Below are 26,919 nucleotides of genomic sequence, written 5' to 3' on the forward strand. Positions count from 1 at the left end.
AAAATACCTAATGATGAGTGCTGCGTAATGCTGCTTGCTGGAATTTTGAATCACCTCTTCGCTCAGGCGCCGATGTTAGCCGCTGAGTTAGCGCCATTGCAGGGGCGTACCTTTCGGGTGCAATTGCCTTTTGCTGCGGCAACGGTGGTGGTCACTGAAGCGGGTTTACTGGCAGATTCACAGGCGGATGCTGAGGCGGTCTTAACCCTACCGGCGCGATTTTTTATTACGCGTTGGCGAGATCGGCCGGCGGCATCTCGGCTGGTGCAAATTAGCGGCGATGCTGAACTGGCAGGTAAGGTAGGAAATGTGCTTGCGGCTTTACAATGGGATGCGAGCGAGGATTTGTCGTTATTGCTGGGCGATGTTTTGGCCGAACGTGTGCGCCGTGTTGCGGTCAGCATGGTGCGTACTCCACAAATGATGGGGGAGCGGATGGCACAAACCTTGGTTGAGTATTGTCGCGATGAGCAAAAAATCCTACCGCAAGCGTATGCGGTGACCCAGTTTTGTGATCAAGTTGACCATTTGCGCGATGATGTTGCTCGACTCGAATTACGCTTACGCCGTCTTGAACGTTCTTAATTAGTCTCCGCCAGTTGGCGTAGTGCGCTGCGTAATTGGCTTCACGGAAATCTTGGATGTCTTTGTTTCGATTTATTAAAATCGCTCGTGTCGTTGTCCAGTTTGGTTTGGATGAGTTTTTACTCGGCCATGAGCGAGTGCGTGGTTTGGGGCAATTATTTAATCGTGCATTATTTTGGCGTCGTCTCGATCAGCCGCGTGCGGTGCGCTTACGTTTAGCGCTGGAGTCATTAGGGCCGATTTTCGTTAAGTTTGGTCAGGTGCTGTCGACTCGACGTGATTTAATGCCGCTCGACATCGCCAATGAATTGGCCCAATTGCAAGACAATGTGCCGCCATTTGCTTCTGCAGTGGCGATTGAGCAGATTGAGCGCAGTGCCGGACGATCAATTGCTGAGTTATTTCTTGAGTTTGATCCACAGCCAGTTGCCTCAGCTTCGGTGGCGCAAGTTCATCGGGCGCGGTTGCATAATGGGCAGGCCGTGGCGGTAAAGGTACTGCGCCCGGGTATTTTGCCGGTGATCGAAAGCGATTTGGCCTTATTGAAAACGCTGGCGGTGTTAGTTGAAAAACTATTTGCTGATGGCAAACGTTTAAGACCGCGTGAAGTGGTCGCTGAGTTTGATCGCTATTTGCACGATGAATTGGATTTAATGCATGAGGCGGCCAATGCCAGCCAACTGCGGCGTAATTTTCTCAATTCCGATCAATTAATTGTGCCAGAAGTGTTTTATGACTTTTGTTCACGAGAAGTTTTGGTTTTGGAATGGATGGACGGTATTCCGATTGGCCGCATTGATGAATTAAAAGCGGCCGGTATGGATTTGAAAAAACTCAGTCGTTTTGGCGTCGAGATTTTCTTTAGCCAAGTCTTTCGCCATGGTTTTTTTCATGCTGATATGCATCCGGGCAATATTTTTGTCGCGCCTGATAATAGGTATATCGCGCTAGACTTTGGTATTGTTGGTACGCTGTCTGATACCGATAAGCAGTATCTGGCAATTAACTTCTTGGCCTTTTTTAACCGCGATTATCATCGTGTTGCCACAGCGCATATTGAATGTGGTTGGGTACCGGCGGATACGCGAGTTGAAGCACTTGAATCGGCGATTCGCACGGTGTGTGAGCCGTTTTTTAATAAGCCATTAAGCCAAATTTCTTTTGGTTTTGTATTGCTGCGTTTATTTGAAACCTCACGCCGATTTAATGTTGAAATCCAACCACAGCTGGTGTTGTTACAAAAAACCTTGCTCAATATTGAAGGCCTAGGCCGTCAGCTCGATCCGGATTTGGATTTATGGCAAACCGCCAAACCATTTTTAGAGCGCTGGATGAATGAGCAAATGGGCTGGCGGGGTTTGATTTTGACCTTGAAAAAAGAAGCGCCGCAATGGGCCACATTACTGCCAACCTTACCGCGTAAGCTTAATGAAGTACTGAATCAAAACCACACCGAATTATTGCTTACCGGTTATCGCGGCCTGATGTGGGAGCAAAAAAAGCGCAATGCGATTCTGGCGGTGATTGCCGCGTTGTTGGCGGGTATTTTGCTCACAATATGGTGGTAAGTTTAAGCAGAAATCATCGTAGCTGACACGATAATTTCTGCTATACCTAATGTCTAGCCAGTGATGGCTTTACATTAGGAGTTTTGATCATGCGGATGAAGCAGCTCATATTCGTCAGCGGCTTGATGCTAGCAAGTAGTGTGTTGTTGGCCCAAACGATGCCTGGCCCACAAGGCGAGCCTGCTGCGGGCCAAGTTCAACTCACACCCGCACAGCAGCGTGCCGCCATTCAAAAACACACCCAAGCCACACTCAACGAAGTCTACAAATTATATCCCGATGCTCAAGCGCAAATTGCCAAAGCCGCAGGCTATGCCGTGTTCCAAACTGGTGGGGTACAGCTGGTCCTGCTTGGCGCAGGTGCTGGTGATGGGATGGCCGTTTCAGGCAAAAAAATAGTTTATATGAAAATGGTATTGGCTAAAGCAGGCCTTGGTTTCGGGATTAAAGAAACACGACAAGTATTTGTTTTTTCGACCGCGAAAGCATTCCAACAATTTATCAATAAAGGTTGGACTGGCTCTGCTGAAGCGACATTAGCTGCGAAAGCCGACGAGAGCGGCAAAGCGATTTCTGGCGCCAGACATTTAGGTAAAGGGGTGTATTTTTATCAATTCACCGAAGCTGGATTAACCGCAGAAGCCACGGTGGTTGGCTCTAAATACTATCAAGACGCGGCATTAAATTCGAAGTAAAGAATGAATAGAGACGAGGGCTGTCGCGTCATCTAACTTTGCCTACCTTACTTCGCCAATAAATTACCGACCATCCTAGAAATCTTGTTCTCGAAATGCGCTTGGTCTTAAGTACCCACAAAAGAATAGACTTGAAAGAATTAAATCAGATGCTGCTGACAGGGAGTTGTTAGTGAGGAGTTAAAGCATGAATAAATCAAAAGTGTTTATGGCGGTAATGACGAGTTTTGCATCAATAGTTTATGCCGCACCATTACCACAAGTGGTTGAAAGCTTACTACAAACCAGTCCTGATATTTTGATCGATTCGGCCAACCGTAAAGCCAGTAATTACGCCGTTGAACAAGCAAAATCAGCTTATTATCCGCAAGTGGATTTGTCTGCAGGGATAGGGCGAGAATACGATAAAAACCTGGCCACTCGCGTGGCCTTTAATGACAGAGGAACGAGTTTTACTCGGCGTGATGCAGAGGCTTTGCTGACGCAAATGCTATTTGATGCACAAGGCACCGCCAGTGAAGTCGCTCGTCAGCGGGCACGTCAGTTTGGCGCAGCGAATCGCTTAGCGAGTACTTCAGAGGATATTGCATTAAAAACTACCGAATCTTATTTGGATGTTTTGCAAGCCCAAGCTTTATTGGCTTTAACGCAAGCTAATTTAGCCACGCATGAAAGTACGTCCGAGCAAGTTAAATTACGCACCGCAGGTGGATTTGGTCGAAAGTCAGACGATGAGCAAATCAATGCGCGGGTCGCCTTGGCAAAAGCCAATGTGGCCGCAGCGCAGTCTAGTCTGAATGAAGCCAAGATTGCCTATGTTCGTTTTGTTGGCGAAGCACCACAAGATTTAGTTCGCCCTGAAGCACCACAAGACTTGCCTAATCATCCCGATTTAGTTGGGGATTGGGCGGTGGCTGGCAATCGTTTATTACAAGCTGCCAAATCAGACGTTGATGGTGCTCGGGCTCAATTGGGAATTGCTAAGTCGCAAATGTATCCCCGCGTTAATTTAGAGGCTGGGGCGACTTATAGTAATTCATTAGATGGGCTTTCTTTTGAAGGTGCTAGCCGAGTTTATGGCATGGTTAGAATGCGTTATGCCTTTAAAAGTGGTGCTGATCAACAACGAGTCGCTGAGACAACTGAACTCACTTATGCCGCACAAGAGTTAGCGCGGCGGGTTGAGCGTCAGGTACGACAAAATGCAAGTTTATCGTGGAACTCAATGCAGATCGCCAAAGAGCGAATTCCTGAACTGACAAAATATGCAGAGTCGAGCAAATTAGCACGAGATGAATACAGTAAGCAGTTCTCTTTGGGACAGCGCTCTTTGCTGGATTTACTCGATGGCGAAAATGAATATTTCACTGCTAGTCGTGATTTGGTGATCGGGCAATTTGATGAATTACGGGCTCGATTTAGATTGCTCGCCGATGGGAATCAATTACTAAAAACGTTGGGTGTTACGCCATTGGATGGCACTTTATTGCCCGAGTAGGCGTAGATCTGTGTTTTGTTGGCCTATAAAATATTGAGCGTCATTTGCTTAAACTTAAGACGCTCAATATTTTACGCAATGCTCAATCATCTTGGTGCTAACGCCAATCGAAGCACAGTTGACCCTTTATTTTCTGAATGGCTCTATCTAATGGACGTGTGCCGTGGATACCAATTCTGCAGAATTTACCACTCATGAGTCAGCGATTCCACATACCGCTTTTATCCCTAACGATCCGCTCACCACCTGCTTAATTCAACTAACTCGTTTTTATCACCGACCCTTTTCTGCGCAAACGCTAACCAGTGGATTGCCATTGCAAGGCAATCGCTTAAGTGCTGTTTTGTTTGCACGCGCGGCGTCACGCGCGGGTTTGAACGCGCGTTTACAACGTAGAGCACTCAGTGATATTCCTGAGCTAGCTTTGCCCGTTGTGATTTTATTGAAAGATGGCGGCGCATGCGTTGCCATTGAACGCGAGGACACGCGCTGGAAAATTTTAGAGGCTGAGTCTTCTGGTGGTGAGCAATGGATTGAGGCAGAGCAGCTTGAAGCGTTGTATTGCGGTTTTGTCATTTTTGTAAAACCGAGTTTTCAATTTGATAGTCGTACTCAAAAAAAACACATTCCACGTGCCGAGCATTGGTTTTGGAGTAGTTTGCGACTTTGCTATCCACTGTATAGCCATGTCTTACTGGCCGCGGGTTTGATTAATTTATTCGCTTTAATTTTGCCGCTGTTTACGATGAATGTGTATGACCGCGTGGTTCCCAATCAAATTTATGACACTTTATGGGTACTGGCGATTGGCGTTATTTTATTATTGGTTTTTGATTTTATTATTAAAGTTTTACGTGCTTATTATATTGATTTAGCCGGAAAACGAATTGATGTGATGTTATCTGCGCAAATTTTTGAGCATGTTTTGAGTTTGAAAACCACGTCACGCCCTAATTCATTAGGCACGATGGTGAGTCATTTTCAAGAGTTTGAAGGCTTTCGGGATTTTATTACTTCAGCAACGATTACGGTGATTGTTGATATTCCATTTGTGATTTTATTTTTATTGGTTATTTTCTGGCTCGGTGGCTGGCTAGTATTGATTCCTATTGTATGTATTCCATTAATTGTGGGTTTAAGTTTGATATTGCAGCGTCCGTTGGGTGAAATTATTCAACAAAGTTTTCGCGTTGCAGCACAAAAACAAGCCAGTTTAATTGAAACATTAGCTGGAATTGAAAGTATTAAATCCTGTAATGCCGAAAGTATTGCGCAAACCCGCTGGGAAAAAATTATTGGTGAATTTGGTCATTTGGCGGTTCGTTCTCGCGGATTTTCTTCATTGATCATGATTCAAGCGAGTTTTATTCAACAAATCGCCACAGTAGCAATGGTGATCGCGGGAGTATATTTAATTGGGGCTCATGAATTAACCGTCGGTGGCTTGATTGCATGTAATTTATTATTAGGGCGTGCTTTAAGTCCATTTGCGCAAGTGGCGAGTTTAATCAGTCGTTATCATCAGGCGCGTGCGGGCTTAAATGGCATGGAGCAGGTGATGCAATTAGATATTGAGCGCCCGAAGGGGCAAGATTTTGTGCATCGGCCTGATTTTCGTGGCGATATTGAATTTAGAAATGTGAGCTTTTCTTATCCCGGTGAAGATGTATTGGCGCTGGATAATATTTCATTTCATATCTCTGCCGGAGAGCGAGTTGGCATTATTGGTCGAATCGGTTCGGGCAAAAGTACCATAGAAAAAATGATTCTTGGTTTTCATGAGCCTACGCGCGGTGCGGTTTGGGTTGATGGCGTAGATGTACGCCAAATTGATCCCGCGCAGCTTAGGCATAATATTGCTTACGTTCCGGAAAATGTGTTTTTGTTCCATGGATCGGTAAAAGACAATATTGTGTTAGCTGCGCCGTATATTGATGATGCAATGATGCTCGATGCGGCCAATATTGCAGGGGTGACTGAATTTGTGAGTCGGCATCCTAAAGGCTTTGATATGCCGGTCGGAGAGCGAGGCATTGGCCTCTCTGGCGGGCAACGACAAACGATTGGCATTGCCCGTGCCTTATTACTTAATCCTGCTATTTATGTTTTTGATGAAGTCTCGAGTGCATTAGATAACCGTAGTGAAGAGCAATTTAAACAGCGTTTTGCGCATCGTTTAGACAAAAATCACACCTTGTTATTGATTACGCATCGGATGTCGATGCTCAGCTTGGTCGATCGATTAATGGTGCTCGACAGTGGTCGTTTAATTGCCGATGGGCCTAAGGCTGATGTACTCGCCATGTTGGCAGGGGGTAAACTTCATGCCGAAAAATAAGCCGATCAAACGGGATGACCTGCATTTTTTAGATGATGGTGCCGCCGCTATCTATGGTGAGTCGACTCGACACGCTAATATTTTGCTTTATGTCTGTTCGGCATTGCTATTACTGCTGATTATATGGGCCATTTTTGCCGAAATCGATCAAGTCACGGTGGCTGAAGGCAAGGTGATTCCGTCAAGCCAGATCCAAATCATTCAGAATTTAGAAGGCGGAATTGTCGCGTCGATTCCAGTTAAAGTCGGCGAAATTGTCCGCAAAGGGCAGGTTTTGATGAAGTTGGATGAGAAGCGTTTTTCATCCTCTTTAGAAGAAAGCACGGTCAAGCACGATGCCCTCGAAGCCAAAATGGCGCGATTGACCGCAGAGGCCAATGGTACGGCCTTTGAGCCGCCTGCCGATTTATTAAAAAAAAATCCACAAGTGATTGCCGCAGAGCAGCAACTGTTTGCCGCAAGACGGCGCGAACTTGAATCGTCGGTGGCGATTTTGCAAAGTGAGGCTGCTCAGCGTGCACATGAAGTTGAAGCCATGCGGGCAAAAGTCGCTAAGTTAGAAGCGGGTTTGAAGTTAGCCAATGCTGAATATGAAATGAGTAAGCCATTGGCTGAAAAAAATGTAATTTCTCAAATCGATTTTATGCACTTGCAACGGCAAATTAGCGATTTAAAAGGAGAAATTAATGAGGCCAAATTATCCATTCCTCGTTTGCAAAGTAGCTTGAGTGAAACCAATGGCAAGATAGCCGGCGTGCGCGCCAAAGCCATTGCCGACGCCGGTAATGAATTGTCTTTGGTCAAAGCTGAATTTGGGAGTACCGCAGCCACTACTGTTGCACTGAATGATCGCTTTGAGCGAACCACGATTCGAGCACCATTAGATGGCATCGTTAAATTAATTAAAGTGAATACCGTCGGCGGCGTGTTGCAGCCCGGTATGGATGTGATGGAGATCGTGCCATTAGAAGATAATCTTTTGGTTGAGGCCAAAATTCGTCCTTCAGATATTGGCTTTCTGCGACCAGGGCAAGATGCCACCGTGAAACTCACCGCATATGACTTTGCCATTTATGGTGGTTTAGATGCTGATGTAGAAACCATTACTGCTGATTCGGTGGTTGATGAGGCTAAAAAAGAGAGTTTTTATTTAATTCGAGTACGCACGCGCAGCAATCATCTTGGCCAAGGTCAGCATGCTTTAGCGATTATTCCCGGCATGCTGTCTACCGTCCATATCCGCACCGGTAAAAAAACGGTCATGCAGTATTTAATGAAGCCGATAGTGAAGGCGAGAGACGAAGCTTTACGTGAGCGATAGATTGGGTATTGTTATCTGGACTTGGTATTTTAATGGTTACATGAATATACCCAGCATTGCTGGGTATATTCATATCAGCATGTCATGCCTGTGTTTAGTGATGGGTTTGTATTTCACCGTTATTGAGTAAGGTATTGAGTAAAGTACTTGGGTCGACAGCAACGCCCATGAGTGTAGCAACTTGTACCGCAGGGTTGCCAACGCCACTGCCATCGGCGTCAAACCAGACCTTAGTATTGCCTAGGCCATCAGATTCAAATTGCAGGAATGCGCCTGCTGCGACGGCATTGCCAGCGACAAAAACGCCTGCTGCAGCACTTGCCCCACTAAGTAAATCGGTAATGTCGAGGATGTCGCCACTATTGCTGGTGTTGTTGTTATCAGGTGCTGCTACTTTGAAATCTTGGATCGTATCTGAGTTCGCGGCTAAATTGCCGAGCACAAATAGGTCTGAGCCATTCCCGCCATTCAAAATATCATGCCCTACGCCGCCGTTGAGTATGTCGTTACCGCGACCGCCAGTGAGCGTGTCATTCCCTGCGCCACCATTTAAGTTGTCATTGCCCGCTTGCCCGAAAATCTCATCATCACCGCCATTGCCATAGAGTATGTTTTCATTCCCGGATGTGCCATAAATTTGATCCGCGAGCTCGCTGCCATTGACGGCAATGGCAGGATTACCAGGATCGAATACTTGATATTCAAATGAAACATAGCGCGCCTGTTCGTTCCCGCCTTGAGTGTCATCGTATTGAATCGTCCAAGTCTCACCAATCGAAGAGGGGTGACCTTGTAAATAACTCGCAAGAGATTGACTTGGATTGCTGGTGTTAACCACAGCATCAAAATCAATGGTGGTTTTCATTAAACCGCTGCCACTAGGCGGTGTCCCATCATAAGTCCAAGTGTTGGGATTAGCATCGGCAGTGCTGACAGCTTGGAATTTGATGCCATCAACAAAAATATAAATATTAACCTGTGCTTCTAAAGCATTGCCATTTCGATCACCCGAATTAATTTGGAATCCGCCATCTACCACTGGATTACTGACTTTGTGATTCCAGCTTTGGAAATTAGTTTTAAGAATCAGCTGTCCAGCACCAGGGTCTGCATTAATTGATTTGACAAAGCCGGCTGAGAGCACGCTGCTGGCTTCGGCATTGTGTCCTGAGGTTAAAGGCGCTTTGCCAGAGGAAATTGCCCCCTGTGGACCCGGGGTGGCGGTTTGAAAGACTTCATGCATAAACACCGATTGGGTCCATTGATGTATGCCGCCATCATCTGAAACATTGAGTGTTAATGCTAAATTTTGAATATCGTTGATTGGCGCGGTTGGTTTGTAGAACAAATTGTCGAGCAAGTTAATATTGCTTGCTGCGTCGTAGAGCGTCATGCCTGCACTGACGGCAATCGATGTACTGCCATTAAAGTAATAAACGCCAGTGGGGACGTTAGCAGCGGTGACAGTTAAATTGTCAGTTGAGTCAACATCGCTAGGTATGTCAACTAACAACGCGTAATAAGGTGCGGATGCCGCTGGCGCTTGAGTAGGATTGCTCGACATCCAGTTGTGTGTATCGAAAATGACAGGAGCATCATTGACTGGTGTTACGCCAATATTCACCGTCGCGGTCGCTGTGCCACCAAAGCCATCGCTCACCGTATAGGTAAAACTGGCTGGACCATGATAATCGGCTGCTGGCGTAAAGACGATTTTTCCATCCACCATCGCCACTGTGCCGTGCTCGGCGTTTTGCACGCTGGTGATGGTGAGTATGTCTCCATCGATATCGCTGTCATTGGCGAGTAGTAGCGCAGGGTTAATGGTGAGTGGCTTATCTTCTGGTGTGGTTAAAGCGTCATCCGCTGCGCCGGTACTGTTGTCGTTATTGGGCAAAGGATCATCGTTTTCTGGGATCACGTTAATCGTCACTGTCGCAGTAGAAGTGCCACCATGACCATCGCTGATGGTATAGGAGAAGCTGGCAATACCATTAAAGTCGGCTGCAGGTGTAAATATAACTTGGCCATTGATGATGCTGACTGCGCCATGACTGGCATTTTGTACGCTCACCAGACTTAATGTATCGCCGTCAAGATCATGATCGTTGGCTAATAAAATGGCCGGATTAATCGACAGCGCTTCATCTTCATGTGTGCTGAGTGGGTCGCCCTCAAGTCCGGTATGGCGATCATTTTCTGCAATGGGTGGATCATTTACTGGTGTCACGCCGATATTCACCGTCGCGGTGGCGGTGCCGCCGTGGCCATCACTCACGGTATAGGTAAAGCTGGCTGGGCCATGATAATCCGCTGCGGGTGTAAAGACGACTTTGCCATCCACAATCGCTACCGTGCCATGCTCGGCGTTTTGTACGCTAATAATCGTCAGCGTATCGCCATCGGGGTCGCTGTCATTGGCGAGTAGTAACGCAGGGTTAATGGTAAGTGGCTTATCCTCTGGCGTGGTTAAAGCATCACCAGTGGCACCGGTGCTATTGTCGTTGTTGGCTTTTGGTGCGTCGTTGACCGGTGTAACGCCGATATTCACCGTCGCGGTGGCTGTGCCGCCGTGGCCATCGCTCACGGTATAGGTAAAGCTGGCTGGGCCATGATAATCCGCTGCGGGTGTAAAGACGACTTTGCCATCCACAATCGCCACCGTGCCATGCATGGCGTTTTGTACGCTAATAATCGTCAGCGTATCGCCATCGGGGTCGCTGTCATTAGCGAGTAGTAACGCAGGGTTAATGGTGAGCGGCTTATCCTCTGGCGTGGTTAAAGCATCACCAGCGGCCCCGGTGCTATTGTCATTATTGGCTTTTGGTGCGTCATTGACGGGTGTCACGCCGATATTTACGGTTGCCGTAGCTGTGCCGCCGAAGCCATCACTCACGGTGTAAGTAAAACTGGCAGGGCCATTGTAATTGGGGTTCGGGGTGAAGATCACATTGCCATTAATCAACGCTACGCTGCCGTTGATGGCGTTTTGCACGCTAAGAATCGTTAGTGTGTCGCCATCGATATCGCTGTCATTGGCGAGTAGTAGCGCAGGGTTAATGGTGAGTGGCTTATCTTCTGGCGTGGTTAAAGCGTCATCCGCTGCGCCGGTACTGTTGTCGTTATTGGGCAAAGGATCATCGTTTTCTGGGATCACGTTAATCGTCACTGTCGCAGTAGAAGTGCCTCCATGACCATCGCTGATGGTATAGGAGAAGCTGGCAATACCATTAAAGTCGGCTGCAGGTGTAAATACAACTTGGCCATTGATGATGCTGACTGCGCCATGACTGGCATTTTGTACGCTCACCAGACTTAATGTATCGCCGTCAAGATCATGATCGTTGGCTAATAAAATGGCCGGATTAATCGACAGCGCTTCATCTTCATGTGTGCTGAGTGGGTCGCCCTCAAGTCCGGTATGGCGATCATTTTCCGCAATGGGTGGATCATTTACTGGCGTAACGCCGATATTCACCGTCGCGGTAGCAGTACCGCCGCGGCCATCACTCACGGTATAGGTAAAGCTGGCGGGCCCGTTGTAATTAGGGTTGGGCGTAAACACTACATTGCCATTAACTAATGCCACTGTGCCATTCACGGCATTTTGCACGCTAATAATTGTCAGTGTATCGCCATCGGGGTCGCTGTCATTGGCGAGTAGTAACGCAGGGTTAATGGTGAGTGGCTTATCTTCCGGCGTGGTTAAAGCGTCATCCGCTGCGCCGGTGCTATTGTCGTTATTGGCTTTTGGTGGGTCATTGACGGGGGTGACTCCGATATTCACTGTGGCTGTAGCTGTACCGCCGCGGCCATCACTCACGGTATAGGTAAAGCTGGCGGGCCCGTTGTAATTAGGGTTGGGCGTAAACACTACATTGCCATTAACTAATGCTACTGTGCCATTCACGGCATTTTGCACGCTAATAATCGTTAGTGTATCGCCATCGGGGTCGCTGTCATTGGCGAGCAGTAACGCAGGGTTAATGGTGAGTGGCTTATCTTCCGGCGTGGTTAAAGCATCATCGGCAGCACCGGTGCTATTGTCGTTATTGGCTTTTGGTGCGTCGTTGACGGGGGTAACGCCGATATTCACTGTGGCTGTAGCAGTACCGCCGCGGCCATCGCTCACGGTATAGGTAAAGCTGGCGGGCCCGTTGTAATTAGGGTTGGGCGTAAACACTACATTGCCATTAACTAGTGCCACCGTGCCATTCACGGCATTTTGCACGCTAATAATCGTCAGCGTATCGCCATCGGGGTCGCTGTCATTGGCGAGCAGTAACGCAGGGTTAATGGTGAGTGGTTTATCCTCTGGCGTGGTTAAAGCATCATCGGCAGCACCGGTGCTATTGTCGTTATTGGCTTTTGGTGCGTCATTGACGGGGGTAACGCCGATATTCACTGTGGCTGTAGCAGTACCGCCGCGGCCATCACTCACGGTATAGGTAAAGCTGGCGGGCCCGTTGTAATTAGGGTTGGGCGTAAACACTACATTGCCATTAACTAATGCTACTGTGCCATTCACGGCATTTTGCACGCTAATAATCGTTAGTGTATCGCCATCGGGGTCGCTGTCATTGGCGAGTAGTAACGCAGGGTTAATGGTGAGTGGCTTATCTTCTGGTGTGGTTAAAGCGTCATCCGCTGCGCCGGTGCTATTGTCGTTATTGGCTTTTGGTGCGTCATTGACGGGGGTAACGCCGATATTCACTGTGGCTGTAGCAGTACCGCCGCGGCCATCGCTCACGGTATAAGTAAAGCTAGCGGGCCCGTTGTAATTAGGGTTGGGCGTAAACACTACATTGCCATTAACTAATGCCACCGTGCCATTCACGGCATTTTGCACGCTAATAATCGTCAGCGTATCGCCATCGGGGTCGATGTCATTTTGCAATAGGCGGCTGCTTGGAATTTGTAAAACGCTGTCTTCTGGAACAGTTAATCCATCATCAGCCGCATTTGAACCATTAAGGCTTTGGCTCGTATCATCTCGCGCCTGCGGAGCTCGATTGCCAATAATGGGGTCAACATAAGTATTTTTTCCATCAAGCAGAATGCCCTCAGTAGGAAATCCAGTTGGAATCGTCACGCGAGAGTTCGGCCCTTCAATAACCACAAAGCTATGCCCTGCATTTTCACCCCCTGCGCCGCCGGCAGCAGTGGCTGCTGCGACTTGAGTAGGATCAGCGCCTTGCTCGATTAAGGCTTGAATTTTGGCAGCATCATTGGCTGCGTTGATTGCGGGCTGATACAAGCTAGCGAGTAATTCGCTGGTAATGCTTAATGAATCTGAATGCCCAAGACTAATTGCGTTGGCTCCATCAATCATCAGTGCGACTGCACCAGTAGCTCCCGTTTGAATGGTATCTCCGATATTGACCTTATCACCAACTTGCAGTGTATGGGTTTGTCCGGCGGCGGTGAGCACTTTGACATCGCCGATCACCTGCGTCACGGTGCCTTTGCTGGCAATGGTCTGAGTCGAGATATTTGCTTGCTTGGCCATGATGAGATTCTCGCTATAGGTAATGCGGTCTAGTTGCTTTCATTGGTATTTCACAAGGCTTAGACCTAAACTATTGAAGAGGCTTAAAGTCGATCAATGCTACGCAGTGCTTAATTTCGATGACAAAAAGCGACCGCCGCTTTGATGCTACTTAACGATGCAAACGAGTTTTTGCGTCACCGCTTACACATGATCTTGATTCTATGGCCTTGTTGTCGTGATCGAATCGTCCTCAGGTACTAGGGTTAAACCCGTACTCTTGCCAATACTAAGCTGGATGAATCATGTCTGAGACACATTGTGTCATTTCTAAACATGCGGAATTTCATGCGCTTTGGGCGCAGGTTTTGGCTGACAAAGGGCCGCTAACTCAGTGCACCGAGATGACGCCATTGGCAGCTTTAATACTAAATCCACCACGTTCTTGTGTTTTGGATATGCGAATTTTTTTGACGATGCCTGAACCTTTGCAGTTGATGCATCTGGCTAAAGCGACGAGTTTGTTGTTGGCATTTAGTGAACTATCAGTCGATGCTGAGCTTGCATGGTTGGCTATCGGTGTGAAGGCTTGCTGCACGCCTGATTTGCCGCTGGCACGCTTACAGGTGATTGTGGATGTAACTTCGCGCGATGGGATTTGGGTTTCAACTGCCGCACTGCCATTTTTACTAAAAGGTCTGCAGCATTACACCGCTTCACATTCTGTGCACGATACGAATAAAAATTTAAAGCAACTCACTCCTCAAGAACGAAAAATTGCCAATTTAGTGGCGCAAGGCCAGTCAAATAAATTAATTGCTCGTGAATTAAATATTTCAGATCGCACAGTAAAAACACATTTAAGTACGATATTTTCAAAATTAAATATTTCTGACCGAGTACATTTAGCTTTATTTATGAATCGTCAGTTTTAATGGGTGGTCCGTAGGTATGAATCTAATAGGTGTTTTGTGTGTGGCAATTCAATAAATCATTTCGATATTTTACTTGGCGGCAATGCTTGCTTGTTGTGGCTTTGCTATTGCCGCAAATCATTTTATTGTCAGATAGCCAAGGCGGTGATTCGTATCGATTAAGCCCACAAATGTTAGATAAAGTCGATAAAAAATATGGTGCAGCAAGTAAGCAAAGGCTAGAAGCTTGGCAAGAATTATTGGCGAGTGACAAAAAAACGGATGATTTAAAAAAAATAAAATTAGTGAATGATTTTTTTAATCAACAAATTATGTTTGTGAGTGATGCCCAGAATTGGGGGGTAGAAGATTATTGGGCAACACCGATAGAAATGTTAGCTAAAGGGCGAGGAGATTGTGAAGACTTTGCGATTGCGAAGTATTTTTCTTTGTTGGCTTTGGGGGTGGCAGAAAATAAACTAAGAATTACCTATGTGCAAGCCAGTGGTTTTGGGCCAAGTAATTTAGCGCATATGGTTTTAACCTATTATCCCACACCAGCAGAAATCCCATTAGTTTTAGATAATTTAATTCCTGAAATTCGCCAGGCCGCTTTACGTCCGGATTTGACGCCAATTTATAGCTTTAATGGTCAAGGCTTGTGGTTAGCTAAAGATCGGAGTAGTGGCAACGCCAAGGCGAGAAAAAATAATATTGGTTTCTGGTCGCAATTAATGTCGCGTCGTGGTCACGAACTGGATGATTAAAATGATTTTACAGTTTTAAGGAGAACGTGATGACACTGTTAAAACAGTTGATTCTAATGATTGTATTATTATTTAGTGTTTTATTTTGTGGCAGTATTTATTTAAGCATACAAAGTTCACGCGCTTTTTTAGCGGAAGAATTAAGCACGATTGCACAAGACACCGCAACCTCATTGGGAATGCAATTATCACCGTTGGTTTTAGATCCACAGCAGCGGGTTATCGTACAAAGTATGCTCGATGCGGTGTTTGATAGTGGCTATTACCGCAAAATTCAAATTGTCGATGTCAATGGCATTGTGATTTTAGAAAGAATTGCACCTTTGCATGTTAATCAGGTGCCCGATTGGTTTGTGCGATTATTTCCAATTGAAACGCCAAGCGGAGAATCACTTCTGAGTCATGGCTGGCAGCAAGCTGGCTCAATTCGGATTGCAGCTAATCCGGGGATTGCCTATGCCTCATTGTGGGGCAGTAGTGTGAATGCTTTTTATTGGTTTTTGGCGGCATTTATAATTACATTACTCGTCGCGATTAGCCTGTTACACGTGGTTTTACGTCCATTACGCGCGGTTGAAATGCAAGCCATGGCGATTTGTAATCGGGAATATCCAGCGCCAAGCCAATTACCGTGGACTTTAGATTTACGCCGAGTAGTGCAAGCCATGAATCAAATGACACAAAAGCTCAAAGAAATGTTTGTCGAGCAAATGGCCAGCATTGATCGATTACGGCAAGATGCCTATCTTGATCGGCTAACGGGTTTACCCAATCGGCGTTATTTTGATTTGCATTTTCAGCAAATTTTAGCTGCTGACGAAGCCTTGGCTTATCGTGCTTTATTGTTTTTAGAGGTGAGCCACTTAAATGCACTTAACGAGCAGCAAGGCTTTCAGACGGTTGATGCATTATTGATTGCCGTGGCCAACATTTTAAAAACCCATTTAGCCAATAACGCTGAAGACTCATTTATTGCGCGCATGAGTGGCAATACATTTGCTTGTTTGATTGCCGATGCTGAATCAGAGCAAGTGGCGCAGATTGCGACGGATTTGATGCAGCAACTGAGTACGCTCAACGAACAGGGCATGACGCCGTATGCGCAAATTGGCCATATTGGCGTGGTGATGTATCACTCGCAAACCGGTAGTGAATGGCTGTCTGAAGTTGATTTGGCGCTACGTACCGCCCAAGCCGCGGGGAACAATACTTTTTATCTGGATGACGGTCATGATAAAAATTCCTTGGCAACGCGTAGTGCCACGCAATGGCGTGATTTGTTGCAAACGGCGTTAAGCCAGCAAAATATCGAGCTCGATACTCAGCGGGTTAAAGCGCTCGATGGACAGAGTTTGCACCATGAGGTATTTGCGCGAATTCGTGATGCCGATGGTAAGTTGATCCCTGCCGCTTTATTTATACCGATGGCCAAGCGGCATGGTTTATTGCCGCAGTTTGATCGTTTAGTCATTGATCGCTGTTTAACGCAACTGGCCGCGGCACCGCCACAAACTCGGTTGGCGATTAATTTATTTGGTATTTCTATCGCCGATCCTGAATTTATGGCTTGGCTTGACGATCGATTGAACGCCGCACCGCATTTGGCGCAGCGGCTGAGTTTTGAATTGGCAGAGCATGAAGTAATGAATCAATTGGCCGATGTGGCTGATTTTATCGCCAAAATGGCGCCGTTGCAGGTGCAAGTAGGCTTAGATAATGTCGGCCGTGGCCTGAGTTCATTGGCGTATTTAAGCCGGCTAAAAGTAAACTATCTCAAAGTGGATGGCGCGTTTAGTCAGCAAATTGATCACAACCGCGATCACCAATTTTATATGGACGCGATGATTAAAATTGCCCATGGTTTGGATTTTTTGGTGATTGCCAAATCAGTTGAAACGGCAGCCGAGCAGGCAACGTTAGCGGCGATACGAATCGATGGTATCCAAGGCTTTGCCGTCGAAGAAATCATGAGGTGGGAGGTTAACTGATAGGGTATCAGTGCCTAGATAATATTTAATAAGCAGTTTGTTGATATACCCGATGAAATAGATCAATGGCAATGATGGAGCCATCGCCGTTGACCGCCCTCAGCCCGGTAGGGTGAGGGCTTGGGTTTAAATCACAATCACTGGCTCATTGCTCAGTTCGTTAGGATTCTCGCTATCGATTGGCAAAGGAAAGTGCTGCGCTAATAAGTCGCCCAATTGCTTGAGCGTTTGGCTTAAACCGGGCAGCACCTGATTGGCGGCCAGATCGCGCTCTAATTGCTGGCAAATGGCTTGCCACTGCGCTGGCGGTACTTTGTTGGCAATGCCACGATCAGCCACTAATTCCAATTGGCGCTCAGCCAGTAACAAATACAACACGATGCCGGTATTGCCCTCGGTGTCCCAAACGCGTAGATCAGAAAACCAGCTTAGCGCTCGCTCACGCGCGGTGGTGTTTTGCCAAATTAAAGCCATCGGTAAGCGCGCTTCGATGATTAATCGAATCTCACCCCGATGCCCTTGCTCGGCGCTGGTAATGACTTGGCTTAGTGCCGCTTGGTTCGCAGCATTAAAATATTGCACCGCCTGATTGGGTTTTAAGTGCAGCCAGAGGCGTTTGAATTTTTGCATTACCATCCTCCCGAGGCGCCACCGCCTCCAAATCCACCACCACCGCCGCTGAAACCGCCGCCGCCGCCAAATCCGCCTCCACCACCATAGCCGCCACCGCGATGATTAAAACTGCCGCCGCGTCCACTTTGATGGCTTAAAACTAGGCCGATGAGTTCGACAAATAAACGACTCGTAACAATACTCAGTGTCAGCGCCATCCCTAGGCCAAGTAGCAAAGCCAGCGCGATTGGTGTGCCGGTGCTGATGGCGGCAAAGCCACTCACTGCCGCTACACCGCCACGCCCCAACCAGCGACCGCCGATTTGGCTCAAAATAAAGCCAGCAAATAAAATCCCCGCCAATGTAAGCGGCTCTAAACCGAGGATTTTGAAAGGCGCGGCCGCCGCCGGTGCCGTCGCTGCTGCTGGCGGCAGTGCTTCGCCGTCAATTACAGCGCTAATTTTGGCGACGCCAGCATCGATACCACCGACAAAATCGCCTTGCCGGAAAGCGGGCAAAATAAATTCACGAATAATCCGGCTACTCACCACATCGGGTAATGCGCCTTCAAGACCTCGACCGACTTCGATACGCACTTTTTTATCGTCTTTGGCGACCAACAGCAGCACGCCATCATCCACGCCTTTGCGGCCCAATTGCCATTGATCGACGACTTTAATCGCAAATTGCTCAATGCTGTCGTCGCCGGTACTAGGCACAATCAGCACTGCCAATTGGCTACCTTTGCGCTGCTCTAAACTGGCTAACTGCTGATCTAAAGTCGCAGTTTGCTGGGCATTGAGCGTCTGCGTTAAATCGGTCACACGGGCATTAAGCTGGGGTATTGCTATGCTGGCAGCAAATAAAAAAGGGCATAGCAATATACCTAGTATGCAAAACAATAATTGGCAGCGGCGCTGCATTATTTTTTCTCGCCACTAAAGTCCACCGTTGGCGCATTGGAAATCGCTTTTTCGTTTTCAACGCTAAAGTTGGGCTTCACTTCGATGCCAAAAATCTTGGCTGTCAGATTAGTGGGGAAGGTTCGCGCAGTGGTATTAAAGGCTTTTACATCTTGAATGTAGCGATTACGCGCGACGGTAATTCGATTTTCGGTGCCTTCAAGTTGGGCCGATAAATCGCGGAAGTTTTCATTGGCTTTTAGATCGGGATATTTTTCTGAAATCGCCATCAAGCGTGATAATGCCGAGCCCATACCGGCTTGCGCTTCTTGAAAACGCTTGAGTGCGGCAGGGTCATTGGCGAGTTCTGGGGTGATTTGGATGCTGCCGACTTTGGCGCGCGCCTCGGTGACACCGAGCAATACTTTTTCTTCATGCGCGGCATAGCCTTTGACGACATTGACTAAATTAGGGACTAAGTCGGCACGGCGCTGATATTGATTGAGCACTTCGGACCAAGCCGCTGCCACTGTTTCATCTTGGGCTTGCAATGCGTTATAGCCACAACCAGTGAGTGACAAAGCCAAAATACCGCTAATGAATAATCGTTTCATGCCGTGCTCCTAAAAAAGTTTAATTGAGACAGTTTATATCAATTTTAATAACAACTTTCTTAATGCTTACCGGAGTGTTGAGCGCACGACACGGTTTATGCAATTCGCCAGGAAAAAAGATGGCATACATGCCAGCACTTAACACCAGCCGTGATTCATTGTCTTGTGGGGGAACAAAAGCAATATCGCGCTCGGCCAATTGATCGACACTCAAGCTGAGCGCTGGATTGGGTGGTAAATAGCCAATTACTTCTTCACCAGCAACCAAGTATTGAATATCAATATAGCGTTGATGAAACTCGGGCATGCCCGTTTCCCAAGGTTGGGTCATTGGTGTTTGCACAATGGCAATCATGCGCTCGCCATCGAGCGGATAGCGGCCTGCCGCCATGGTGCTAAAGTCGGTATGGCGTAAATAATTGAGTGCGGTTTCGATGATGGCCGGTAAGGCGCCGTTGGAATGATTTAAATGGCCAAGTAGCATGGTGATTGAGTTCTATTTTGAAATAAGCGTGTTTGTAATATTACAGCATCGTAATTATGTCGCTTGCCATCTTATTACCCAAACTTGATGATCTTGACCTTCAATTGAAGGGTCAATGATGAAACTCAAACTATGTTGTGCCTTGGTTTTGCTGTCGAGTACCGTGATTGCGGGTGAGCCACGCATGCCAGAACAAATGCTACGTGGCAAAAATTCGCAGTATCAAGATGGTTTTCGCGATGGTTTTCGTGAAGCGGTTCGCATGATGAATGGCGGTGGTCATGGGAACAATGGCAATTGGAATCGTGAAATTCGCATTTCACGCGCAACTTATGGTGCATCGCGTTATCGTTGTGATTTTACCCAACGTCTTGCTCGCTCAGCCAATGGGCGCACTGTGTATGAATTTAAAGCGGGTAATCAGTGGTGTGGTGACCCGGCGGATGGTCGTAAAAAAACCGCGACGATCGAATATTTTTGCCGTGGTGATTTGAAAAAAATCGATGTACGTGAAGGTCGCTCTGAAACCTTGCGCTGCCGATAATCTGTGCTGACATTGGCGATGAATTAAAAAAGGCCACTCTTGCGAGTGGCCTTTGCTTTGCGATGGATGGTTTATTTCAATTTATCCACTTGCACATTCAAGCTGTGCAATTTGTCGTGTAGCTCGATCACTTGCGCTTTATCTTTTTCCACCAAATGCGCTGGCGCTTTCTCGGTGTAGCCGGGCTTTTCTAGCTTGGCGACGAGTTTTTCTAGCGCATCGCTGGTTTTGCCGATTTCTTTATTCAAGCGCGCAGTTTCGGCGGCTTTATCGATTTCGACTTTGAGCATCAAGCGCGTGGTGCCTGCTACGGCAACGGGTGCATCGCCTTCAGGTAACTTCGCAACGATGTTCACTTCCGACAATTTCACCAGTGGCAGCAAATACTTAGCGTATTTTTGCAGCTCGGGTCCGCCTTCAACAAACATCGGTACTTTTAGCGCAGGGCTCAAGCCCATTTCGCCGCGTAAATTCCGCGCGGCAAAGGCAATGGCTTTGAGCTCAGTAATCGCCGCTACCGCTTCCGGTTTGATCTTCGATGCATCCGCAACTGGCCACGCCGCCATCATCAATGACTCGGTGTCTTTCTTGCCCGCCAGTGGTGCCACGGTTTGCCAGATTTCTTCCGAAATAAACGGCATGATCGGGTGAATCAAGCGCAGGATGGTCTCTAACACGCGAATCAAAGTACGGCGCGCCGCACGTTGTTGTGGCTCGGTACCGTGCTGGGTTTGCACTTTGGCGAGCTCGATATACCAATCGCAATATTCATTCCACGTGAATTCGTAGATCGCTTGCGCCGCCAAATCGAAACGGAAGGTATCGAGCGCGGTGGTGATGGTGGTTTCTGTCTCTTGCAGGCGAGAAATAATCCACTCATCGGCAAAGCTGTATTCCAACTCTGCGCCGTCTTCGAGACCGCAATCTTTGTCGACGACATTCATCATCACAAAGCGCGTTGCGTTCCAGATTTTGTTGCAGAAATTGCGATAACCATCGCAACGCTTCTGGTCAAAATTGATCGAGCGGCCGAGTGACGCCAATGACGCAAACGTGAAGCGCAGTGCATCTACACCATACGCTGGAATGCCTTCTGGGAATTCTTTGGCGGTTTTAGCGGCGACTTTCGGCGCGTTCTCTGGGCGACGTAATCCGGTGGTGCGCTTTTCTAGCAAGGGCTCTAGCGCAATACCGTCGATCAAATCCACTGGGTCGAGCACGTTGCCTTCGGATTTGGACATTTTCTGTCCTTCCGCATCGCGCACCAAACCGTGGATATACACGTGTTTGAACGGCACTTTGCCGGTGAAATGCTTGGTCATCATAATCATCCGGGCCACCCAGAAGAAAATAATGTCGTAGCCAGTCACTAGCACCGATGAAGGCAAGAATGCTTTCAAATCAGGTGTTTCATTCGGCCAACCGTGGCTAGAGAATGGCACCAGTGCCGAGCTAAACCACGTATCCAAAACGTCGTTATCACGCGTTACAGACTTGCCGCCCGCTTTGGCAATCGCCTCATCTTCCGTACGTGCCACATACACTTGGCCGTCTTCGTCGTACCAAGCTGGGATTTGATGACCCCACCACAATTGGCGAGAAATACACCAGTCTTGGATGTTGTTAAGCCATGAATTGTAGGTATTCACCCAGTCATTCGGTACGAACTGCACTTCGCCGCTGTGAACTGCTTCAAGGGCTTTTTCGGTAATGCTGGTGCCATCAGCGGCAGGCTTGCTCATCGCCATAAACCATTGGTCGGTTAGCAATGGCTCGATCACCGTGCCAGTACGATCACCACGCGGCACCATCAATTTGTGCGGTTTAGTGTCGAGTAACAGACCTTGTGCATCCAAATCAGCGAGCATCGCTTTACGCGCTTCAGCAGTGGTCATGCCAGCATACGCCGCTGGCAATTCAACGCTGCCAAGGCTGGCGCCTTCAAAGCTAAATACTTGTGCTTTGGCCAAAATCGTCGCTTGCAAGCTCATCACATTGATCAGTTGCGTGTTGTGACGTTTACCGACTTGGTAGTCGTTAAAGTCATGCGCTGGGGTGATTTTGACAAAACCAGTACCGAAAGCTTTATCAACGTATTCGTCGGCAATGACGGGGATTTGGCGGCCAGTGAGCGGTAGCTCAACCATTTTGCCAACCAGATGCAAGAAGCGCTCGTCGTCCGGCGCAATCGCCACTGCCACGTCACCCAAGAGGGTTTCTGGACGAGTGGTGGCGACAGTGATGAATTCGTCAGAACCAACAACCGGATATTTGATATGCCACATATGGCCGTTTTCTTCTTCGGAAATCACTTCCAAATCAGAAACGGCGGTGCCAAGTTTAGCGTCCCAGTTTGATAGGCGTTTACCGCGGTAAATCAAGCCTTCTTCAAACAGGCGCACAAAGGCTTCAACGACGGCGGTCGACATTTTGTCGTCCATCGTAAAGTATTCGCGGCTCCAATCAACGGACGAGCCCATGCGGCGCATTTGGCTAGTGATGGTGTCGCCAGATTCTTTTTTCCATTCCCATACTTTCTCGAGGAAAGCCGGGCGGCCGAGTTCGTGGCGGCTAATGCCTTGGGCATCGAGCTGGCGTTCGACAACGATTTGCGTGGCGATACCGGCGTGATCGGTGCCGGGCAGCCACAACGTATTGTCCCCGCGCATGCGGTGGTAACGCGTGAGGCCATCCATGATGGTCTGATTAAACGCGTGGCCCATATGCAGCGTGCCAGTGACGTTGGGCGGTGGCAATTGGATACAAAATGCCTCGCGAGCAAGGTCCATGCTCGGTTGGAAGTAGCCTTGGCTTTCCCAAAACGGGTACCAATGCGATTCAATATTCTGTGGCTCGAAGCTCTTGGCGAGTTCCATGGTGCGTGCTCAGTTAAAGCGAAACCGTAGATTATAAAGCTTGCTTGGCGCGAATGGGGAATGCCGCAAAAAAAACGCAGCGGCAATATTTTTTTTACCACTGCAAATCTGCGCGGCGAATGAGCAAGCTGCATCCATATTTCCCAACAAAGTTGTATTGACTTGCTTGTTGTATCAATACCAATTTGTGCTTTGTGGTTTTGTCGTTAGCGATGAAGCGGACTATTCTCGATGACACTAGGGATAACCCTAGTGGGTCTGTTGACGTTTGTTTGCCCGCAGCGCTGAAGCGATTTGCATGGCAACCCCAACGAAAACAGAACTCAAGCAAAATATAAAAACGAGGATGAGAGAGATGATGAATCAACACCAAGGTTGGCGTTTACGCCTGTCGGTGGTCGCGCTGGGTTTGTTGCTTAGTAGTGGGGTTTTTGCTGCTGAATGGGCCGAAGGAACGACGTATACCGCTGGAACGCAAGTCACTTATGCCGGTAAGACCTATACCGCCCGCTCAACGCATACTGCGTATGTCGGCGCAGGCTGGAACCCAGCAGCAACGCCAACTCTATGGGAGGCCGTGAGCGCGAGCAGTACTGCGGCACCAACGAGCACGCCAACGCCTAGCGCCACGCCAACCCCGGTCGCAACGACTACGCCAACTACTGCACCCATCACGACGCCGACGCCCACCAGCGCTGCACCAGTGGGGAATTGTTTGGCGGTTTGGAATAGCGCCAGTACCTATAACGGCGGTCAGCGAGTGAGTTATAACGGCCGAAATTTTGAGGCCAAATGGTGGACACAAGGTAATACACCATCGGCCAGCGATCAATGGGGCCCGTGGAAAGATTTAGGCGCTTGTGGGGTAGCGCCAACATCGTCACCCACAGCCACACCGACGATTACACCGACAGTGACGCCAAGCGCCACACCGACGACCAGCCCAACAGCCACGCCAAGCACCACGCCGACAGCCACCCCAAGTGCAACGCCAACCGCCACACCAACCGCGACACCAAGTAGCACACCAACGCCGCCAGTTGGGAATAACGATGCTTGTCGCCCTGAAGGCATGGCAGTGTCTGCGGTGGCCAATGTGCCGTACTGCTTGGTGTACGACACCGCTGGCCGTGAGCAACTTGCCAATGGTTTGCAACGCCGCAATATCGGCTATTTCACCAATTGGCGCACCGGCAAAGACGGCAAGCAACGCTATTTGGCCAGTGATATTCCGTGGAAAAATCTAACGCATATTAATTACGCCTTCGCACATATCGATAGCAGCAATAAAATTTCGGTCAATGCCGAAGTGGCAGGCAATGAATCCACCGATATGACATGGCCGGGGGTTGTAGGCGCAGAGATGGACCCGAGCTTGGCGTTTAAAGGGCATTTCAATTTGCTCGCCAAATACAAAAATCAATATCCCAATATGCGCGTGTTGGTGTCGATTGGCGGTTGGGCAGAAACTGGCGGCTACTTTGGCGCAGATGGCAAACGTGTGTCGTCTGGTGGCTTTTATTCGATGACGACCAACGCTGATGGCTCAATCAATACTGCAGGGATTAATACCTTTGCCGATTCAGTGGTGGCGTTCCTCCGTCAATACCAATTTGACGGCGCCGACCTTGATTATGAATATCCAACCTCACTCAAAGACGCGGGCAATCCACTCGATTGGACGGCTTCTACGCCGCGCCTAAAAGGCCTACAAGCCAGCTACCGCGAATTGATGCGTGTATTGCGTGAAAAACTCAATGCCGCCTCTGTTGCAGATAATAAATACTATCAACTCACCGCCGCCGTACCGGCTTCGGGCTATTTATTACGCGGCATGGAAACCTTCCAAGCGGCCAAATACCTCGATTTTTTAAACGTAATGAGTTACGACTTACACGGCACTTGGAGCCCCTACGTTGGCCCGAATGCCGCCTTGTATGACGATGGTAAAGACGGCGAATTGGTGTTTTACAACATCTATAACGACCCGCAATACAAAGGTCTTGGCTATCTGAATACCGATTGGGCCTACCATTTTTATCGCGGCATGATGCCAGCAGGGCGCATCAATATGGGGGTGCCGTATTACACCCGTGGCTGGCGTGATGTGAAGGGCGGCGGTGCAGGCGGTTTGTGGGGCGATGCCACCACGCAAACTTGCCCACCGGGCTTGGTTGCACCGTGCGGCATTGGCGCGTATGGCATCGACAATATTTGGTTTGACGTCGATGCCAACGGCAAAGAACAAGCCGATGGCTCCAATCCAATGTGGCATGCCAAAAACCTCGAAAAAGGCATTGCCGGTGATTACCTCGCGCAGTTCAATATGTCTGCTGCCAATATCGTCGGTAAATACACAAGGTATTACGATCCAACGCTCGTGGCATCTTGGCTGTGGAACGATACCACCAAGGTATTTATCTCGACTGAAGATGAAGCCGCAATGCAAACCAAGGCCGACTGGATTATCAAAAACGGCATTGGCGGTGCGATGAACTGGGAATTGGCCGGCGATTATGATTGGGATGCCAATCAAGCCAATCTGAACGGCGGAAAAGGGCAGTACGTACCGGGTTCAAGCCTAACGCGTTTGTTGGCGGATAAATTCCGTAGCGCAGCGCCTTATGGCAATACCGTCGCGAGTACTACCAATCCGGTGAGCGCCATTACGCCGACCGAAGTGATCGACGTGAGTGTGGAATTGAATAAATTCCCCATGGGCGACGATAATTTCCCGATCACGCCAACGCTGCATATCGTCAACAACACCGGTGTAGCGATTCCATCGGGTGGCAAAATCCGCTTCCAATATCCAGTTTCTGCACCGGATAATTTAAGCGGCGGCGCAATCACCGCAGTGGCATCGGGTCATACCGGCAATAATATCGGCGGCTTAAAAGGCGATTTTCACACCGTGGAAATGGCACTACCGGCCTTGGCCATTGGCGCGGCCAAAGATGTAAAAGTGACCTACCGCCTACCGATTACCGGCCCAAGCAATGTGCAAATCACGCTCAAAGGCAAAACATTCGCCATCAAGCAAGAACAACCCAATAAACCAATTGGGAAGTTTTGATCCTGGTTTTTAGTTGTTGAAGTAAAGGGTATCTGGCGCTGAGTATTGATGTTTAACGCTTGGGGTTAGATACCCTTTTTTATTGGTGCGAATAGCACTAATTAAATTACAGCCAATATCGAGGGTAACTACCGCGTTGCCTGAGTTTGTTGATTAAATATCCAACCCCGACAATGCTCAACGCACCAAGCAATACCGGCGTAATTAGAAAACCAAATCCCGGATGAGTTGCCATCACCAATAATGGATTTGCTCCTGCTGGGGCATGTACTGTTCGGGTGATTTGCATGAGGGCTAAAGCCAAACCAACGGCCAACGCTTCTGACCACCAAAAATCGCCTACGGCATACAGCATGGTTAAGCCGACAAGAGTGGTTATCAAATGGCCGCCGATCACGCTGCGTGGCTGAGCTAACGGCGAATCAGGTAATCCAAAAACTAAAACACAGCTCGCACCAAATGGGGCCATCAGCCAAGAAAATCCAGAAATTTTTGATAACCACGCGGTGATTCCAATGGCTAAAAAAGCCCCTAGCATGGAGATCAATACAAATTGAGTGGATGGCACTGGCGGTGCTTTTGAGTTAAGGCGAAATTTAAAAGCCATGATCGAACTCCAATTTGCAGGTAGATGATCAGCTAGGATACT

The 26,919-nt window shown here is 48.2% G+C and carries 18 protein-coding genes; 11 read left to right on the top strand and 7 right to left on the bottom strand.

The window, feature by feature from the left end:
* Nucleotides 1-45: 45 nt before the first annotated feature.
* The 6 genes from HQN60_RS08025 (at nucleotide 46) to HQN60_RS08050 (ending at nucleotide 8,005) form a co-directional block, all read left to right on the top strand.
* Nucleotides 46-585 carry a ubiquinone biosynthesis accessory factor UbiJ gene (locus tag HQN60_RS08025; protein ID WP_173533159.1) on the top strand — a complete coding sequence of 180 codons (540 nt, stop codon included), beginning with the start codon at nucleotides 46-48 and terminating at the stop codon, nucleotides 583-585.
* Between the two features lie 56 nt (nucleotides 586-641).
* Nucleotides 642-2,153 carry a ubiquinone biosynthesis regulatory protein kinase UbiB gene (gene ubiB, locus HQN60_RS08030; protein WP_173533160.1) on the top strand — a complete coding sequence of 504 codons (1,512 nt, stop codon included), beginning with the start codon at nucleotides 642-644 and terminating at the stop codon, nucleotides 2,151-2,153.
* 89 nt (nucleotides 2,154-2,242) lie between these two features.
* Complete coding sequence (locus tag HQN60_RS08035) at nucleotides 2,243-2,848, top strand: lipid-binding SYLF domain-containing protein (protein ID WP_173533161.1); 606 nt, start codon at nucleotides 2,243-2,245, stop codon at nucleotides 2,846-2,848.
* Between the two features lie 187 nt (nucleotides 2,849-3,035).
* Nucleotides 3,036-4,346 (top strand): TolC family outer membrane protein, encoded by a 1,311-nt coding sequence (locus HQN60_RS08040; protein WP_173533162.1) that lies wholly within the window; start codon nucleotides 3,036-3,038, stop codon nucleotides 4,344-4,346.
* 163 nt (nucleotides 4,347-4,509) lie between these two features.
* Entirely contained in the window at nucleotides 4,510-6,684 is a 2,175-nt protein-coding gene (locus HQN60_RS08045) for a type I secretion system permease/ATPase (protein ID WP_173533163.1), read from the top strand.
* Nucleotides 6,671-8,005, top strand: a complete 1,335-nt coding sequence (locus HQN60_RS08050; RefSeq protein ID WP_173533164.1) for an HlyD family type I secretion periplasmic adaptor subunit — start codon at nucleotides 6,671-6,673, stop codon at nucleotides 8,003-8,005. Before HQN60_RS08045 ends, HQN60_RS08050 begins: the two co-directional genes overlap by 14 nt.
* A 94-nt stretch (nucleotides 8,006-8,099) precedes the next feature.
* Here HQN60_RS08050 and HQN60_RS08055 read toward each other — a convergent pair whose 3' ends face one another.
* On the bottom strand, nucleotides 8,100-13,514 hold the full coding sequence (locus tag HQN60_RS08055; RefSeq protein WP_173533165.1) for a retention module-containing protein: 5,415 nt from the start codon (nucleotides 13,512-13,514) through the stop codon (nucleotides 8,100-8,102).
* Nucleotides 13,515-13,798: 284 nt separating this feature from the next.
* Between HQN60_RS08055 and HQN60_RS08060 the strand changes: the two genes are divergently transcribed.
* The 3 genes from HQN60_RS08060 to HQN60_RS08070 are packed head-to-tail and all read left to right on the top strand — an operon-like array spanning nucleotide 13,799 to nucleotide 17,162.
* Entirely contained in the window at nucleotides 13,799-14,428 is a 630-nt protein-coding gene (locus HQN60_RS08060; RefSeq protein WP_173533166.1) for a helix-turn-helix transcriptional regulator, read from the top strand.
* Between the two features lie 38 nt (nucleotides 14,429-14,466).
* A complete protein-coding gene (locus tag HQN60_RS08065; protein WP_217390067.1) occupies nucleotides 14,467-15,174 on the top strand; it encodes a transglutaminase-like cysteine peptidase in 708 nt (235 codons plus the stop codon).
* 29 nt (nucleotides 15,175-15,203) lie between these two features.
* Nucleotides 15,204-17,162: an EAL domain-containing protein gene (locus tag HQN60_RS08070; protein WP_173533167.1), complete on the top strand. Its 1,959-nt coding sequence runs from the start codon at nucleotides 15,204-15,206 to the stop codon at nucleotides 17,160-17,162.
* A gap of 126 nt (nucleotides 17,163-17,288) precedes the next feature.
* Here the strand turns inward: HQN60_RS08070 and HQN60_RS08075 are convergent, their stop codons facing one another.
* From HQN60_RS08075 to HQN60_RS08090, 4 genes are all read right to left on the bottom strand, one after another.
* The gene (locus HQN60_RS08075) at nucleotides 17,289-17,792 is read right to left on the bottom strand and encodes a TPM domain-containing protein (protein WP_173533168.1); all 504 of its coding nucleotides are present in this window, start codon (nucleotides 17,790-17,792) and stop codon (nucleotides 17,289-17,291) included.
* The gene (locus HQN60_RS08080) at nucleotides 17,792-18,598 is read right to left on the bottom strand and encodes a TPM domain-containing protein (protein ID WP_217390069.1); all 807 of its coding nucleotides are present in this window, start codon (nucleotides 18,596-18,598) and stop codon (nucleotides 17,792-17,794) included. Before HQN60_RS08080 ends, HQN60_RS08075 begins: the two co-directional genes overlap by 1 nt.
* Before the next feature lie 98 nt (nucleotides 18,599-18,696).
* Complete coding sequence (locus HQN60_RS08085) at nucleotides 18,697-19,290, bottom strand: LemA family protein (protein WP_173533170.1); 594 nt, start codon at nucleotides 19,288-19,290, stop codon at nucleotides 18,697-18,699.
* Between the two features lie 19 nt (nucleotides 19,291-19,309).
* Nucleotides 19,310-19,774 carry a NanQ anomerase/TabA/YiaL family protein gene (locus HQN60_RS08090; protein ID WP_173533171.1) on the bottom strand — a complete coding sequence of 155 codons (465 nt, stop codon included), beginning with the start codon at nucleotides 19,772-19,774 and terminating at the stop codon, nucleotides 19,310-19,312.
* A 115-nt stretch (nucleotides 19,775-19,889) separates the two neighbouring features.
* Between HQN60_RS08090 and HQN60_RS08095 the strand changes: the two genes are divergently transcribed.
* Nucleotides 19,890-20,318 carry a hypothetical protein gene (locus tag HQN60_RS08095; RefSeq protein WP_173533172.1) on the top strand — a complete coding sequence of 143 codons (429 nt, stop codon included), beginning with the start codon at nucleotides 19,890-19,892 and terminating at the stop codon, nucleotides 20,316-20,318.
* Nucleotides 20,319-20,389: 71 nt separating this feature from the next.
* Here the strand turns inward: HQN60_RS08095 and HQN60_RS08100 are convergent, their stop codons facing one another.
* Entirely contained in the window at nucleotides 20,390-23,194 is a 2,805-nt protein-coding gene (locus tag HQN60_RS08100) for a valine--tRNA ligase (RefSeq protein ID WP_173533173.1), read from the bottom strand.
* Nucleotides 23,195-23,549: 355 nt separating this feature from the next.
* On the opposite strand from HQN60_RS08100, the gene HQN60_RS08105 reads away from it, so the two are divergent.
* The gene (locus tag HQN60_RS08105; RefSeq protein WP_308419394.1) at nucleotides 23,550-26,270 is read left to right on the top strand and encodes a glycosyl hydrolase family 18 protein; all 2,721 of its coding nucleotides are present in this window, start codon (nucleotides 23,550-23,552) and stop codon (nucleotides 26,268-26,270) included.
* 106 nt (nucleotides 26,271-26,376) lie between these two features.
* Here HQN60_RS08105 and HQN60_RS08110 read toward each other — a convergent pair whose 3' ends face one another.
* Nucleotides 26,377-26,877, bottom strand: coding sequence for an HPP family protein (locus HQN60_RS08110; RefSeq protein WP_173533174.1), 501 nt, complete (start codon nucleotides 26,875-26,877; stop codon nucleotides 26,377-26,379).
* Between the last annotated feature and the right edge of the window lie 42 nt (nucleotides 26,878-26,919).

Origin of the sequence: Deefgea piscis (assembly GCF_013284055.1) — a bacterium.
In the GTDB taxonomy this organism is placed as follows: Bacteria; Pseudomonadota; Gammaproteobacteria; order Burkholderiales; family Chitinibacteraceae; genus Deefgea; species Deefgea piscis.

What these genes read in the sequence shown, in the direction of transcription:
- ubiB (WP_173533160.1), top strand. Translation starts at nt 642, where the DNA reads ATGTCTTTGTTTCGATTTATTAAAATCGCTCGTGTCGTTGTCCAGTTT.
- HQN60_RS08035 (WP_173533161.1), top strand. Translation starts at nt 2,243, where the DNA reads ATGCGGATGAAGCAGCTCATATTCGTCAGCGGCTTGATGCTAGCAAGT.
- HQN60_RS08040 (WP_173533162.1), top strand. Translation starts at nt 3,036, where the DNA reads ATGAATAAATCAAAAGTGTTTATGGCGGTAATGACGAGTTTTGCATCA.
- HQN60_RS08050 (WP_173533164.1), top strand. Translation starts at nt 6,671, where the DNA reads ATGCCGAAAAATAAGCCGATCAAACGGGATGACCTGCATTTTTTAGAT.
- HQN60_RS08055 (WP_173533165.1), bottom strand. Translation starts at nt 13,514, where the DNA reads ATGGCCAAGCAAGCAAATATCTCGACTCAGACCATTGCCAGCAAAGGC.
- HQN60_RS08060 (WP_173533166.1), top strand. Translation starts at nt 13,799, where the DNA reads ATGTCTGAGACACATTGTGTCATTTCTAAACATGCGGAATTTCATGCG.
- HQN60_RS08070 (WP_173533167.1), top strand. Translation starts at nt 15,204, where the DNA reads ATGACACTGTTAAAACAGTTGATTCTAATGATTGTATTATTATTTAGT.
- HQN60_RS08075 (WP_173533168.1), bottom strand. Translation starts at nt 17,792, where the DNA reads ATGCAAAAATTCAAACGCCTCTGGCTGCACTTAAAACCCAATCAGGCG.
- HQN60_RS08085 (WP_173533170.1), bottom strand. Translation starts at nt 19,290, where the DNA reads ATGAAACGATTATTCATTAGCGGTATTTTGGCTTTGTCACTCACTGGT.
- HQN60_RS08090 (WP_173533171.1), bottom strand. Translation starts at nt 19,774, where the DNA reads ATGCTACTTGGCCATTTAAATCATTCCAACGGCGCCTTACCGGCCATC.
- HQN60_RS08095 (WP_173533172.1), top strand. Translation starts at nt 19,890, where the DNA reads ATGATGAAACTCAAACTATGTTGTGCCTTGGTTTTGCTGTCGAGTACC.
- HQN60_RS08100 (WP_173533173.1), bottom strand. Translation starts at nt 23,194, where the DNA reads ATGGAACTCGCCAAGAGCTTCGAGCCACAGAATATTGAATCGCATTGG.
- HQN60_RS08105 (WP_308419394.1), top strand. Translation starts at nt 23,550, where the DNA reads ATGATGAATCAACACCAAGGTTGGCGTTTACGCCTGTCGGTGGTCGCG.
- HQN60_RS08110 (WP_173533174.1), bottom strand. Translation starts at nt 26,877, where the DNA reads ATGGCTTTTAAATTTCGCCTTAACTCAAAAGCACCGCCAGTGCCATCC.